Annotated in this window: 13 protein-coding genes and 1 other RNA gene; 10 read left to right on the forward strand and 4 right to left on the reverse strand. The window is 63.5% G+C overall.

Annotated features, from left to right (window positions below):
• Window positions 1-86: 86 nt before the first annotated feature.
• On the forward strand, window positions 87-1466 hold the full coding sequence (locus AC1D0I_RS11250; RefSeq protein ID WP_457150355.1) for a serine hydrolase domain-containing protein: 1380 nt from the start codon (window positions 87-89) through the stop codon (window positions 1464-1466).
• 3 nt (window positions 1467-1469) lie between these two features.
• Here the strand turns inward: AC1D0I_RS11250 and AC1D0I_RS11255 are convergent, their stop codons facing one another.
• From AC1D0I_RS11255 to AC1D0I_RS11265, 3 genes are read right to left on the reverse strand one after another with little or no spacing between them, the layout of a single operon-like run.
• Window positions 1470-2135: a class I SAM-dependent methyltransferase gene (locus AC1D0I_RS11255; RefSeq protein ID WP_477395094.1), complete on the reverse strand. Its 666-nt coding sequence runs from the start codon at window positions 2133-2135 to the stop codon at window positions 1470-1472.
• Complete coding sequence (locus tag AC1D0I_RS11260) at window positions 2132-3430, reverse strand: BtaA family protein (RefSeq protein ID WP_477395096.1); 1299 nt, start codon at window positions 3428-3430, stop codon at window positions 2132-2134. The genes AC1D0I_RS11255 and AC1D0I_RS11260 overlap by 4 nt, the downstream gene beginning before the upstream one ends.
• A 31-nt stretch (window positions 3431-3461) precedes the next feature.
• A complete protein-coding gene (locus tag AC1D0I_RS11265) occupies window positions 3462-7082 on the reverse strand; it encodes a hydantoinase B/oxoprolinase family protein (protein WP_477395098.1) in 3621 nt (1206 codons plus the stop codon).
• Window positions 7083-7273: 191 nt separating this feature from the next.
• Here AC1D0I_RS11265 and AC1D0I_RS11270 point away from each other — a divergent pair, with 191 nt between their 5' ends.
• From AC1D0I_RS11270 to AC1D0I_RS11300, 7 genes are all read left to right on the forward strand, one after another.
• Window positions 7274-7534: a hypothetical protein gene (locus AC1D0I_RS11270; RefSeq protein WP_477395100.1), complete on the forward strand. Its 261-nt coding sequence runs from the start codon at window positions 7274-7276 to the stop codon at window positions 7532-7534.
• Window positions 7535-7705: 171 nt separating this feature from the next.
• Window positions 7706-8425 carry a TerB family tellurite resistance protein gene (locus tag AC1D0I_RS11275; RefSeq protein ID WP_477302015.1) on the forward strand — a complete coding sequence of 240 codons (720 nt, stop codon included), beginning with the start codon at window positions 7706-7708 and terminating at the stop codon, window positions 8423-8425.
• Window positions 8422-9177, forward strand: a complete 756-nt coding sequence (locus tag AC1D0I_RS11280; RefSeq protein ID WP_477395102.1) for an N-acetylmuramoyl-L-alanine amidase — start codon at window positions 8422-8424, stop codon at window positions 9175-9177. The genes AC1D0I_RS11275 and AC1D0I_RS11280 overlap by 4 nt, the downstream gene beginning before the upstream one ends.
• Before the next feature lie 210 nt (window positions 9178-9387).
• Complete coding sequence (locus AC1D0I_RS11285) at window positions 9388-10068, forward strand: lytic transglycosylase domain-containing protein (RefSeq protein WP_477395104.1); 681 nt, start codon at window positions 9388-9390, stop codon at window positions 10066-10068.
• Between the two features lie 80 nt (window positions 10069-10148).
• Window positions 10149-10548, forward strand: an RNA gene (gene rnpB, locus AC1D0I_RS11290) — RNase P RNA component class A.
• A gap of 174 nt (window positions 10549-10722) precedes the next feature.
• Complete coding sequence (locus tag AC1D0I_RS11295) at window positions 10723-10998, forward strand: type II toxin-antitoxin system ParD family antitoxin (RefSeq protein ID WP_477395106.1); 276 nt, start codon at window positions 10723-10725, stop codon at window positions 10996-10998.
• On the forward strand, window positions 10995-11297 hold the full coding sequence (locus AC1D0I_RS11300; RefSeq protein WP_477395108.1) for a type II toxin-antitoxin system RelE/ParE family toxin: 303 nt from the start codon (window positions 10995-10997) through the stop codon (window positions 11295-11297). The genes AC1D0I_RS11295 and AC1D0I_RS11300 overlap by 4 nt, the downstream gene beginning before the upstream one ends.
• A gap of 12 nt (window positions 11298-11309) precedes the next feature.
• Here AC1D0I_RS11300 and AC1D0I_RS11305 read toward each other — a convergent pair whose 3' ends face one another.
• Window positions 11310-12425 (reverse strand): cystathionine gamma-lyase, encoded by a 1116-nt coding sequence (locus AC1D0I_RS11305; RefSeq protein WP_477395110.1) that lies wholly within the window; start codon window positions 12423-12425, stop codon window positions 11310-11312.
• Window positions 12426-12834: 409 nt separating this feature from the next.
• Between AC1D0I_RS11305 and mraZ the strand changes: the two genes are divergently transcribed.
• A complete protein-coding gene (gene mraZ / locus AC1D0I_RS11310; RefSeq protein WP_477395112.1) occupies window positions 12835-13293 on the forward strand; it encodes a division/cell wall cluster transcriptional repressor MraZ in 459 nt (152 codons plus the stop codon).
• Window positions 13290-14306, forward strand: coding sequence for a 16S rRNA (cytosine(1402)-N(4))-methyltransferase RsmH (gene rsmH, locus AC1D0I_RS11315; RefSeq protein ID WP_477395114.1), 1017 nt, complete (start codon window positions 13290-13292; stop codon window positions 14304-14306). Before mraZ ends, rsmH begins: the two co-directional genes overlap by 4 nt.
• Window positions 14307-14309 lie beyond the last annotated feature (3 nt).

Raw genomic sequence — 14309 nt, forward strand, 5'->3', positions numbered from 1 at the left:
CGGCGCTCGACAAGCACTGCGATTTGCGGAAGCAATGGCGGCAAATCGATGACATAAGCGTCAGGCAGGGGCCTGGGAGGAAACAAATGCGGACCGTCGCCAAGATCGTCAGATGGCTGCTTGGCCTGGTCGTGCTGGCGATCGCCGCGCTCTTCGCCTGGCTCTACATCGCACCGCCGGAATTGATCCGTGTCGGTTCGGGCTATTCGGCCAAGATTGTCTGCTCGAACGTCTTCATCGCCGGTCGTGACGCCAATGAGGTGCTCGCGGTCGATGTGCAGGCGCCTGGGCACCCGCTGCTGCGGCTGATGCGGGTCTCGGTGGACAAGAACAGGGGAACGGTCTCGGCGGGCCTGCTCGGCTTCCTTGGCAAGAGCCTCGCTGTCGCCCGTGATGGGCTGGGCTGCGCCTCGGTTCCCGATGGCGATGTCGGCAAGGCGCGACGGACGGCGGTCTATGCCGAACCGTCGGCGGTCAGCCAGGACGCGCTGTGGCCGGAGGGCGAGCGGGTCGAGCCATCACAGGACCCGGTGATTGCCAAGCTGCTCGACGATGCGGCGCTGACCGGCACCGGCATGCGTGCGGTGGTGGTGGTCAAGAATGGCCGCGTCGTCGCCGAGCGCTATGGCGCGGGATTCTCGGCAAAGACGCCGATGCTCGGCTGGTCGATGACCAAGACGGTGAACGCCGCTATCGTCGGCACGCTGGTCAAGGACGGCAAGATGGCGGTCGACAACAAAGGCCTGTTCACGCCATGGAAGGCGGATGGCCGCGCGGCGATCAGCCTTGCCGACATGATGGCGATGTCGAGTGGACTGGAGTTCAACGAGGACTATGGCGACGTTGCCGACGTCACGCGCATGCTCTACCTCGAACCCGACATGGCAGGCTTCGCCGAAGCCAAGCCACTGGTGGCCGAGGTCGGCAAAGTGTTTACCTATTCGAGCGGCACGGCGGTGATGCTGTCGCGCCTCTGGCAGGACGCGATCGGCGACAAGGGAAAGGCGCTGACGTGGCCACGAACGGCGCTGTTCGAGCCGCTCGGCATGCACAGCGCGGTGCTCGAGACCGATGAACAGGGCACCTTCGTAGGCTCGTCCTATCTCTATGCGACTGCGCATGACTGGGCCCGCTTCGGCCAGTTCCTGCTGCAAGGGGGCGTGTGGAACGGCAACCAGGTGCTGCCGGCCGGCTTCGTCGACTGGATGCGGGAGCCGGCGCCGGCCTCGAAAGTCTACGGCAAGGGCCAGTTGTGGATCGAGGCACCGGGCGACGAGAAAAAGCCCGGCGCTGGCGTGGCGGCGGGCCTGCCCAAGGACACCTACTGGATGGAAGGCCATGACGGGCAGACGGTGACCATCATTCCCTCTGAGCAACTGGTGGTGGTGCGGCTCGGGCTGACGCCGGCCAAGCTCGGCTACCGCCCTCAGGCGATCGTTGGGGCCCTGGTGGCCGCGCTACATTAGCTTCTACGGACGCGGCCCGATCACGGCCAGCCACGCATAGCCGCGATAAAGCGTGCGGAAACGGAAGCTTGCGCCGGTTCGACGAGTTTCCGATTCCAGGACCTCGCGCAGGGTTGAGCGCGGCGCGACATGGAACTTCTTGAGCCAGCCGCGCAGCAGTGCCCGGAACCAACCCGGCAGGCCTTCCTGCTGCCCGAAATCGACGACGTGCAGCGAACCATTCGATGACAGCGCAGCAAGTGCCGCCGACACCGTCTTTTCCCAACCAGGGATCATCGACAGCGAATAGGATACGAAGATGCGGTCGAACCGTTCTACACCGTAAAGCGCGTCTGTGTCGAAATCGGTGGCGTCGCCCCTCGCCAGCGTGACGCGGCCCGACAAGCCTTCGCGAGCAATGGCAGTGCCGGCCGTCTCCAGCATCTCGGCCGAAATATCGAGGCCGAAGAAGCGGGCGTCGGGATAGCGGCGGGCGGCCAGGATGATGTTGCGGCCGGTGCCGCAGCCGAGTTCAAGCACGGTGCCGCCGGCCGGTACGTCGAGCCCAGAGATCATCAGGTCGCGGCCGAGCAAATAGTATTTGCGGGTCAGGTCGTAGATGTGGCGCTGCCAGCGGTAGACGCCGTCCATCAGTTCGGCATGGCTGGCCGGCAGCTCGGTGGTGCTCATGCCGCGCGCTTCACATAGAGATGGAAGCCGCCATAGATGGCCGAACGGTCGCGGGCCGAGAATTCACGCGAGGCCTCGTCCTGATAAGTCCACTGGTCGAGCAGCGAGCTGGAAACCCGGCCGGGCAACAGGCTGGGCTCGGCGGCGGTACGGAAGATGACGCGGGCGCCGGCCGACGCGGTGCGGGTGATTTCGGACCATAGCGCATTGAGCTGGTCGTCGGTCATCCAGTCCTGCGCATCGAGCAGGATGAAGCGGTCGACCGCGCCTGCATCCTTGCCGGCAAGGAACTCGATCAGATTGGCATGGTGGATGGCGACGCGGTCGACATTGCTTCGGATGGCTTCGTAATTCTGCTTTTCGAGATAGGCGGGCAGGGCGGCCTCGCCGGGATTCGGATAGCGGCGGGCGAAGGCCTGCCAGGCGAAGTAGTTGTTCTCCAGCGGAAAATCGCAAGCGAGCTTTTCCAGCCGGGCCTTGAGCACGCTGGCCATGGTGCCGTCGCCCGACGTGATCAGCGAATCATACTGCGCCGGCGGAATGCCGAGGCCGAACAGCGAGGCCTTGCGGGATGTCGCCCATTTCAGCAGCGGCTTGTCGAAGACCGGCGCCAGTTCCTCGTTGAAGAAGCGGCGCTGCTCGCCGAGATTGCGGGCCTGCATGATGCCGGCAGGATCGACGCCGAAGAATTTTGCCGTGCGGTGGCCCATGGCGATGAACAGGCCGAGCAGGCCGGTCTGGTAGAAATTGCGGTCGAAGACGGCGATGCGCCGGCGGCCGCGCCAGTTGCGGCGCTCCCAGTAGTGACGGCTGACCGGGTCGAGATGCGGCGCGATGAAACGGTCGTAGGCTTGCGAATTGTGGCTGGTGTCGGCGGCGCCGAAGAAGCGAAACAGGTCGCCCTGCGAAGGCAGGTGGCGCATGGCCTCCAGCTTCATGCGGTTCAACGCGATATGCGCTGCATTGAGGTCGACGGCGTCAATTTGTGCTGGCGAACGGGTCAGGTAGGCGAGGATGTTGCAGCCGCCGGAGGCGATGGTGACGACGCGATGGCCCTGGCCAAGCTGCATCGCCTCCATGTCGACATCGGGGTCCTCCCAGATCTGCGGGTAGACGAGGCCGGAAAACAGGAAGGCGAACAGCCGCTCCGAGATGCCGGCTTTCGACAGCGGGCGGTTCTGGTAGACGGCCTTTCCAACTTCCTTGCCGCGGCGAAAAACCAGATCTGCGGAAACGTCCGTCATGGCAAGGTGATTCCCCATTTGCTTTGGCGCAAGCGGGTAGCGCAGGGTCATGACAGGCCAGTGACAGCCTGTTGACGTAGCTTCAGGCCTTRCCAAACCCGCCCGGCGTCGGTGTCGTCAGGATGACGGCGTCACCCGCCTGAAGCACGGTCTGGTCGCAGGCTTTCAACAGGTCGATCGCGCCGTCCTTGCGGCGGACCTTGGTCGAGCCGACTTCGCCGTCGCCGCCACCGTCCAAGCCTTGCGGCGGGCGGTTGCGATGCGAGGACAGGATCGCGCATTCCATCTTCTCGAGGAAACGGATGGTGCGCTTGGTGCCGTCGCCGGCGCTCCATCTGCCCTTGCCGCCGGAACCTTCCCGAATGTGGAAATCCTCGAGCAGCACGGGAAAGCGCAACTCCAGCACCTCCGGGTCGGTGAGGCGCGAATTGGTCATGTGGGTATGGACGCCGGACGTGCCGGCGAAGCCGCGGCCGGAGTTCATTCGGCCGGCGGGCGAGCCGGAACAGATCGTCTCGTAATACTGATGCTGCTTGTTGCCGAAGGTCAGGTTGTTCATGGTGCCTTGCGCATTGGCCATGGCGCCCATGGCGCCGAACAGCGCATTGGTGACGTGCTGCGAGGTCTCGACATTGCCGGCGACGACGGCGGCAGGGTAGGCGGGTTTGAGCATGCAGCCGTCGGGAATGATGATGTTGATTGGCCGCAAACAGCCTGCATTCATCGGGATCATGTCTTCGACCATGACGCGGAAGGCATAAAGGACCGCCGCGCGGGCAACCGGCTCGGGCGCATTGAAATTGTTTTTCATGACCGGCGACGTGCCGGTGAAGTCGACAGTCGCCTCGCGCCGTTGCCGATCCACCGTGATCTTCACCTTGATGAGCTGGCCGGTATCGGTCGGATATTCACAGTCGGAAGCGTCCGGCAGCCGCTCCAGCACACGACGCACGCTCTCGGCGGCATTGTCCTGGACATGGCCCATATAGGCTTCGACGACATCGAGGCCGAAATGCGCGACCATCTTGCGCAGTTCCGCGACGCCTTTCTCGTTGGCGGCGATTTGCGCCTTGAGGTCGGCGATATTCTGGTGCGGATTTCGGGCCGGCCAGCGGTGGTCGGTAAGCAGCGTTTCCAGTTCGTTCTCGCGGAAGCGGCCGCGATCGACAATGCGGAAATTGTCGAACAGCACGCCTTCCTCGTCGACCGTGGTGGCGAGCGGCGTCATCGAGCCGGGCGCCGTGCCGCCGATGTCGGCGTGGTGGCCACGCGAGGCGGCCCAAAAGAGGATTTTCTGCCGAGCGTCGTCGAAAACCGGCGTCACCACGGTGATATCGGGCAGATGGGTGCCGCCATTGTAGGGGGCGTTGAGGGCAAAGACGTCGCCGGGGTGGATGTCGCCGGAATTCAATCGGATGATGGTTTCGACCGAACGATCCATGGAGCCTAGATGCACCGGCATGTGCGGTGCATTGGCGACCAGCGCGCCGTTGCGGTCGAAGACGGCGCAGGAGAAATCCAGCCGCTCCTTGATGTTGACGGAATAGGCGGTGTTCTGCAGCGTCACGCCCATCTGCTCGGCGATCGACATGAACAGATTGTTGAAGACTTCCAGCATCACCGGATCGGCCTCGGTGCCGAGCGCTGCCTGCCGCTGCTTCTCCTCGACGCGGCGTAACAGCACATGGTTCTTGGCGGTGATCTCGGCCTGCCAGCCCGGCTCGACGACGATGGTCTGGTTTGGCTCGATGATCAGCGCAGGGCCGGCAATTCTATGCCCGGGCTTGAGCCCTTCGCGGCGAATGATGCCGGCGTCGCGCCAGATGCCGTCGGAGAAGATTTTTCGTACTTCCAAAGGACTTGCGGCGATGTCTTCGAGCGCGGAATCGCTTTCGTCGCGTCCCGTGCCACCGGTATCGGTCCCCTCGACGCCGACGGTCTCGACGATCATCGGCTTGTTGTCATAGACGAAACCGAACTGCGCCTTGTGGGCAATTTCGAAATCGCGCTTGGCCTTGAAGATCGAGTATTCCTCGAAATTCACCGGCAGTGTCGTGTCGGTGCCGTCATATCGAATGTGAAGCACCGGCTTAGCGGCAACCATGTCTTCGGCGATGCCCTGCACGGCGAATTCGGCGAAGACGGCTTTTCTCAAGGCGGCAATCAGGTTGCCGATCTCGGTTCTGGACTCTTCCACCAGCGGCTTCAGCAGCGCCTGCTGGCGCGAGGCAAAAACCGAGGACAGGCCAATGCCATAGGCCGACAGTAGGCCGGAAAAGGGATGGATCAGCACCGCTTCCATGCCGAGCGCGTCGGCAACCAGGCAAGCATGCTGGCCGCCGGCGCCACCGAAGCAATTGAGCAGATATTCGGTGACGTCGTAGCCGCGCTGGACGGAAATCTTCTTGATGGCATTGGCCATGTTTTCCACGGCGATGGTGACGAACCCTTCGGCGACAGCTTCCGGCGTGCGGCCATCGCCGATTTCGGCGGCCAGTGCGGTGAATTTTTCGCGCACCGTTTCGACGTCGAGCGGCTGGTCCTGGGCGGGACCAAAGATCTTCGGAAAGAAATCGGGCTGCAGCTTTCCCAGCATGACATTGGCATCGGTGACGGCCAGCGGCCCGCCGCGTCGATAGGCGGCCGGGCCGGGATTGGCGCCGGCGGAATCGGGTCCGGCGCGGAAACGGCCGGCCTCGTAGTGGAGGACCGAGCCGCCGCCGGCGGCGACAGTGTGGATGCGCATCATCGGCGCGCGGATGCGCACGCCGGCGACCTCGGTGTCGAAGGCACGCTCATACTCGCCGTCATAGTGGGCGACATCAGTGGAGGTGCCGCCCATGTCGAAACCGATGACCTTGCCGAAGCCGGCAAGCTTCGCCGTCTCGACCATGCCGACAACGCCGCCCGCTGGCCCGGATAGCAGCGCGTCCTTGCCCTGGAACATGTCGGCGGCGGTCAGGCCGCCAGAGGACATCATGAACATGAGGTGGGGAGATTGGCCGGGCGCCGCGCCCAATTCCCCCGCCACCTTCTGCACATATCTCGACAGGATCGGCGACAGATAGGCGTCGACCACGGCGGTGTCGCCGCGGCCGACCAGCTTGATCAGCGGCGACACCTCATGGCTGACGGAAACCTGGCCGAAGCCGAGCTTTCGGCAGACCTTTGCCACCGCCTTCTCGTGGTCGGGATATTTCCAGGCATGCATGAAGACGATGGCGACGGCGTCGATGCCATCGGCTTTCGCCTGCTCGATCGCGGGCCGGCAAGCGGCGATGTCGAGCAGCCGTTCGATGCTGCCATCGGCGCGCACGCGCTCGTTGATCTCGATCACGCGCTCATAGAGTTGTTCGGGAAGGATGATCTCCTTGGCGAAGATGTCCGGCCGCGCCTGGTAGGCGATCTTCAGCGCGTCGCGAAAGCCCTTGGTGATGAGCAGCAGCACCCGGTCGCCCTTGCGCTCCAGAAGGGCGTTGGTGGCAACGGTGGTGCCCATCTTGATGTCACCGATCAGGCCGGGGGGGATCGCGCCGGAGGACAGGCCGAGAAGGTCGCGAATGCCCTGGATGGCGGCATCGGCATAGGCTTCGGGATTTTCGGAGAGAAGCTTGCGCGGATGCAGCCCGCCATGCGGGTCGCGGCCGATGACGTCGGTGAAGGTACCGCCGCGATCGATCCAGAAATCCCACGTCGCGGTCATGGCAGCTCCCGGCAGTTTCAGTTCGATTTGTTCAACACATCCTGTTAGTTCGCCGTTGACTGGCCGGCAATCGCAAACGGGCCAGATGATGTTACATATGGAAACGCAACGTTACGAAACTCATGGCCGTCTAATGCATTTCCCCTTCGACCGTTCACCGCAACGTGAACGTGTAGTGAAGGAGAGATGTTATGAAAAAGCTCATTCTTGCGTCCGTTTCCGCTTTGGCGTTGTTCGGCGTTGCTGCCTGTAGCGACAGCGGCACGGACAACACCACCACCCAGAGCACCAATCCGCCGGCCGCCGAGCAGCCGATGAAGCCGGCGACGCCGGAAGCCACGCCGCCGGCCGCAACGCCTCCGGCAACCGATAACTCGACCACAAAGAGCATCACACCCGAGAAGCCTGCCGAGCCGGCTCCGGCAACACCTGCTCCTGCGCCCGCGCAGTAGTCAACAAAGCAGTACTCGTGTGATGATTGAGGAAGGCCGGCTGCGCGCTGGCCTTTCTCATATTGTCTGCGGCCCGTTACTATCCCCTCGGCGTCACAGCGACCGGTTGCGCCAAGGCTGCGGCACTGTCCCGGCTTGATAGCAAGGGGCCGTGGCCCTAAGAAGCAGGCCATGTCGATTTGGGATCGCCTTGGCGAGTTCATCACGCGCGTTTCATCCTCAACCTCGTCCGGCGTCGCCGACGTTGTGGAGGCCGTGCGGACGGTTTTTTCCGGCGACGCTGACCTGCGCCGGCGTGTCGCTTTCTCGGTGGCGATGATCGCGCTGTCGGCCAAGATGGCCAAGGCCGATGGCATCGTGACCCAGGACGAGGTGCGCGCGTTCCAGGAAATATTCGAAGTGCCACCGAAGGAGACGCGCAATGTGGCGCGGCTGTTCGATCTCGCCCAGCGCGACGTCGCCGGTTTCGAAACCTATGCCGAGCGGATGGCGCAACTGTGCGGCTCGGGCCATTCCAACTGCGTGATGCTGGAAGACATACTCGACGGTCTGTTCCACATCGCCAAGGCCGATGGGCTGGTGCATGAGCGCGAAGGCCACTTCCTGCATCGTATCGCCGAGATTTTCCGCATCGACGAGGCCCATTACGAGAGCATCATGGCGCGGCACGTCAATCTCGGCGCCGGTGATCCCTATGTTGTGCTCGGCATCGAACGCGGCAAACCGTTCGAAGAGGTCAGGAAGCGTTATCGCAAGCTGGTCTCCGACAATCATCCGGACCGGCTGATCGCGCGCGGCCTGCCGCAGGAGTTCATCAAGATCGCAACGACCCGGGTGGCGGCGATCAACGCCGCCTATGAGATGATCGAGCGGGGCCTGCGGCACGCATGAGCGGCTTCCTGCCCGACGAGCCTAGCGCCGAGGTCAGGGTATCGCCGAATTTCGGTCCGCGGCGCGACACGCTCAGGCCCGACATGATCGTGCTGCATTACACTGGAATGGCGACTGGTGCTGGCGCCGAGGCGTGGCTGTGCGATCCGGCCAGCGAGGTCTCGTCGCACTATCTTGTGCATGAGAATGGCGACATCGTGCAGATGGTCAGGGAAAGCGATCGCGCCTGGCACGCCGGCCAGAGCTCGTGGTTCGGACGCGCCGACATCAATTCCTGTTCGATAGGCATCGAGATCGTCAATCCGGGACATTCGCTGGGCTATGCCAGTTTTCCCAGGCGGCAGATCGATGCGGTGATCGGCCTGTGCGCCGGGATCGCAGGTCGGCACTCGATTGCCGCCGAACGGGTGCTGGCGCATTCCGACGTGGCGCCGGGGCGCAAGATCGATCCGGGCGAGAAGTTTCCATGGCGGACGCTGTTTGCGGCCGGCGTCGGCCATCTCGTCGCGGCCGCACCCATCAGGCGAGGGGCCGTGCTAGAGACCGGAGACACCGGCGCCGATGTCGAGGCGTTGCAGTCGATGCTGGCGCTCTATGGCTATGGCGTCGAGATATCAGGCATTTTCGACCGGCAGACGGAGATCGTCGTCGAAGCGTTTCAGCGGCATTTCCGGCCACGCAGGGTGGATGGCGTTGCCGATGGCTCGACACTCCGGACGCTGCAAAGGCTGCTTGCCTCCGTAAGGTCTTGACCTCGGGGAAAGCCGTTCCCAAGGTGATCATTCCAGTCCTCAAGTTACAAGCTGTCACTCAAAGTGACTTGCCTGGCCTTGTTTGGCACCAATTCGAGCTTCAAACGGCTGGCGTGCAAGTTGTCGGACCCCCAGCCCCCCGGATGTTCCGATATTGATTAAGCGTTGCTGCGTGAACACCTTCACGCGGTTCAGACAGAACAGGATCACATGCAGAAATTGACCGTTTTAACGGCAGCTGTTGCTGCCGGCGTAATGACTTTTGCCTTCGGTGCCGCGAATGCCAGCCCTCGGGCTGATCAAGGGCTCGTCACGGTATCCGCAAAACCCAGCAAGGCAGGCCAAGACGCCAAGGCCACGAAGCGGTCTCCCGTGAAAATGGAAAAGGCAAGTTTTGCCAAGCCGAAGAAATCCGCCAAGAGGCAGACGAAGCGCGGCCGCAAGACCTTGGACATGGCGACAACGGCGTCGATCGGCCTCAGGAACGCGGCTGCGTCGACGGCAGCAGTGGCCGGCGGCGGTCAGTATTCGGCGATCGTCGCGCGCTATGCCGCGAGCTACGGCGTACCGGTATCGCTCGCTCATGCAGTCATCAGCATCGAGAGCAACTACCGGCCGAACATGGTCGGCAGCGCCGGCGAGATCGGCCTGATGCAGATCAAGCCGGCGACGGCGCGGATGATGGGCTACAACGGTTCGGCAAAGGGCCTCTTCGACCCCGACACCAACATCAAATACGGCATGAAGTACCTCGCCATGGCGCAGGACCTCGGCGGCGGCACCACCTGCGGCACGATCCTGAAATATAACGCCGGCCACGCCGCAACGCGGATGAACCCGGTGTCGGCCGCCTATTGCAGCAAGGTCAAGGTGCAGATGGCGGCGCTTTAGCCGACTGGTTGCGTGGAGCCGGCCGGAGCGGCCGGCTTTTTCGTTTGCGTTTTCGAGCGTGAACCCCTTTATACGCCTTGCCAGCTGGCCGGGCGGCCGCACCCGCAACAGCCGAAAGGCCGCGGGTGAGGAAAGTCCGGGCTCCATGGAAACACGGTGCCGGTTAATGGCCGGCGGGGGCGACCCCAGGGAAAGTGCCACAGAAAGCAAACCGCCACGATCTAATCGTGGCAAGGGTGAAAGGGTGGGGTAAGAGCCCACCGCGCGACTGGCAACAGGAGCGGCACGGTAAACCCCACCGGGAGCAAGACCGAATAGGGGCGGTGCGAGGGGAAACCCTCGAGGGCTGTTTCCGGCTCACCGTCCGGGTAGGTTGCGTGAGGCGCATGGCAACATGCGCCCAAGATGAATGGCCGCCACGTTCTCGCCTCGCAAGGGGCGAGGGCCATACAGAACCCGGCTTACAGGCCAGCTGGCAATTCTCTCCACGACATCGAAAAGAAGTCTTTGAGATCAGCAGGTTGCGCCCTCGGGCGCGTCTGCCGATTCAAGCTATTCAGCTACTGACCCTCGAAAGCGGGGAGCCTACCGGCTGCTTGAAGCTGGTGCGATTAAATCGTACCATGCGCCAGCGAATGGCATCAGGAGCCTATCATGGGACAGGTCGATAAACGCAGCATCACGCTGTCGCCGGAACTGGCGCAGGTGGTGGACGATGTGGTCGCGGCCGGCGAATACGCATCGGCGAGCGAGGTGATCCGCGATGCGCTCCGGCAATGGAAGGACCGGCGCGATCTGCATGGCTACACGGTCGAGGAGTTGCGCAAGCTGGTCCAGGAGGGGATCGACAGCGGGCCGGGACGATTTGCATCGATGGATGAAATCAAGGCTGAGGCGCGGAGACGCTTGCGATCTGACGACGCAGCATGAATTTGCTGCCCATCGTTCGGAACGCACGCACGGAAGACGACCTGATCGCAATCTGGCTTCATATTGCACACGATAGCGAGGTTGCAGCCGACCGGTTACTCGATCGCATCGAGGCACGGTGGCAGCAACTGGCTACCTATCCTTTCTCAGGCGCGCCGCGCGACGATATCTCGCCCGGCATCCGTCATCTGGTCGTGGGCGACTACCTCACTCTGTACCGGGTCGGTGACGACGCGATCGAAATCATCCGCGTGCTGCACGGCAAACGCAAGATCGAAGCCGACGACCTCGGTTCATGATCGTCGCCCCGGTCAGCCGCTGATCTTGTCCAGCGACGTCTCGATCGCCTTCCAGAGTTCTTCCACCGGCTCACAGCCGACCGAGAGGCGAACGAAGCCGGCGGCTACCGCATCGCCTCTCTTTGATCGACGTTCGGCGGAGCTATGGACGCCGCCAAAGGATGTTGCGGCCTGCATCAGTTCGCAGTTGTTGATGAAATCCTCGGCCTTGTCTTCAGAGGCGAGCTCGAAAGAGATGAGAAAGCCGAAGCGCTCCATCTGGGCGCAGGCAAGGTTGTGCGAAGGGTCGCTCTCCAGTCCGGGAAAACGCAGGCCGCTGATTGCCGGGTGGCTCTTCAGCCGCCGTGCGATCACTTCCGCCGAAGAGCACATGCGGTCGAAGCGCACATCCAGCGTTTCGAGGCCGCGATGCACCAGCCATGCCTCGAACGGCCCGGGAATGCTGCCGGAGATTTCTCGCCAGCCGGTCACGGCGGCGATGATATCGGCATTGCGGCTGGCGACATGGCCGAACAGAACGTCGGAATGGCCATTGGGTGCCTTGGTGTCGGCGGCAACGACTATATCAGCGCCATGGTCGAGCGGGCGCTGTCCGAAGGGCGTCATCGTCGTGTTGTCGACGGCAAGGAGCGCACCGGCCATGTGAGCGGCTTTTGCAACGGCCGCGATATCGCAGATGTCCAGTCCCGGGTTGGCTGGGGTTTCGACGAAGGCAAGGCGGTAACCTTCAAAGCCACCGTCGAGGAAGGTCGAAGTCGGCCTCATATCGTAGGTGACGCCAAACGGCTTCAGGAAGCGGTCGGCCAGGGCCCTTGTCGTGTGGTAGCCGTCCGCAGGCAGCAGGATACGGTCGCCGGCTTTAAGCAGGCCGAAAAACACCGAACAGATCGCAGCCATCCCGGACGGAAAGGCGACGCTGGGCGCACCTTCCAGATGCGCCAGCATGTGCTCGACCGCATCCCAGGTCGGGTTGCTGAAGCGGCCATACTCATCGAAACCGTTGGCGTCGCCGGGGGTGTGATAGATCGCGGCCATGGTCAGCGGCAGCGGGATCGGATCACCCTTGGCGAACCCCCTGTCGCGCAGATGGGGAAGTGCCGCAGCGCGTACGTTCGCTGTTTCAGACATCGATTCTCAGACCCTCTTGGTGACCGACGAGATGCGGCGAGACGCTATGCCGGGCGGTGGCTTGCGGCAAGGCGCGTCCGGTTGGGCCAGGCGGGTCTAAACGCTTCGTTAGGCTTAATGGACCATAAAGACGAGACGTGCCGTCAAGGCTGCTCTCATTGGTCGCGACGCGCGTGTTTGTGAAGCCATTCCCGTTGACGCCCATAGTGCCCCATGATATCCCATTTCGATAYTCAAGCCTTCGTTCCGCGTCAGGGTAAAGCGTACGCCAATCGGGCAGCCGCGGCGGCTGCGCGKTTGCCGGTTTTTGCCCTTATGGACGAGGCTGATACGGGGCAGGGAGCGCGCTGCGGCGGCGCGTGCGGCAAGATGGAGAGGGGTGCGGCGGCGCAAGCGGCTGTGACGTTCAATGGACCGGTTTCTGTCAAACACGGTGAGCAGGATCGATGCGAAGGGGCGAGTTTCCGTTCCGGCGCATTTCCGTGCCGTCGTGCAGAAGCGCGGCTACTCGGAACTCTATGGGTTGCGCTGTCTCGACCAGCCGGCGATGGATGTTGGCGGGCTCGACCTGCTCGACCGCTACGAAGAGCGCATCGCACTCGAAGATCCCTTCCTGCAGACGGCGGACGACATGTCGTTCTTCTGCCATGGCGATGGTACCTTCCTGAAGCTCGACCAGGACGGCCGTATCACGATGAGCGATTTCATTCGCGAGCATACCGGCATTTCGGCGGAGGTGGCCTTTGTCGGGCGCGGCAATTTCTTTCAGATCTGGGAACCGGGACGGCTAGCTGCCTATGGGGCGCAGGCGCGGGCCCGGCTTTTGCAGCTTCGGCAGGGGACGAAGCCTGGGGAGCGACCGGAATGACGGTAGGCCACGGCGATGACCCTCACGCCGTTGGCGGATCGGCCCGCCACATTCCGGTCCTCCTTGGCGAAGTGCTCGAAGCGCTGGCGCCGGCGGAGGGCGACATCATCGTCGACGGCACGTTCGGCGCCGGCGGCTACACCAAGGCCATTCTGGCGACGGGCGCTTCCGTCGTGGCGATCGACCGCGATCCGGATGCCATCGCCGCCGGGCGCGATCTCGAGGCGCAATCCGGCGGCCGATTGAGGTTGGTGCAGGCGCCATTCTCGACGCTGGACGAGCATGTCGAGAGCGCCGACGGCGTCGTGCTCGACATCGGTGTGTCGTCGATGCAGCTCGACCAGGCCGAACGCGGGTTCTCGTTCCGCGCCGATGGGCCGCTCGACATGCGCATGGCGCAAGCGGGCCTTAGCGCCGCCGATGTCGTCAATTCCTTCAAGCCGGGCGATCTCGCGCGCATCTTCGGCTTCCTCGGCGAGGAGCGTCACGCCGGCCGTATTGCCCGCATGATCGAGGCTCGCCGCGAAAAGCGGCCATTCGAGCGCACGCTGGAACTGGCCGACGCCATCGAGACACATGTCGGCCGCGCACCAAAGGACAAGATCCATCCGGCCACGCGCGTCTTCCAGGCGTTGCGCATCTTCGTCAATGACGAGCTTGGCGAACTGGCGAAGGCCTTGTTGGCCGCCGAACGCGCGCTGAAGCCGGGCGGGCGGCTCGCCGTGGTGACGTTCCATTCGCTGGAAGACCGCATCGTCAAGCGCTTCATCGCCGATCGCGCCGACGCCGTGACCGGCTCGCGCCATATGCCAGAGGCGCAGGCGCGCACCGCGACCTTCCGCAAGGCGGGCGGCGGCGTGACTGCCGGCGATGCCGAGGTCGCGGTCAATCCGCGCGCCCGTTCGGCCCGGCTTCGCGCGGCCATCCGCACCGAGGCACCGGCCCGCAACAGCGACTTTTCGATCTTCGGCCTTCCAAAACTTCCCGGCATCGACCGGCCGGGAGAGAGGTAAGCA

This window comes from Mesorhizobium sp. P2_D1 (assembly GCF_056404455.1).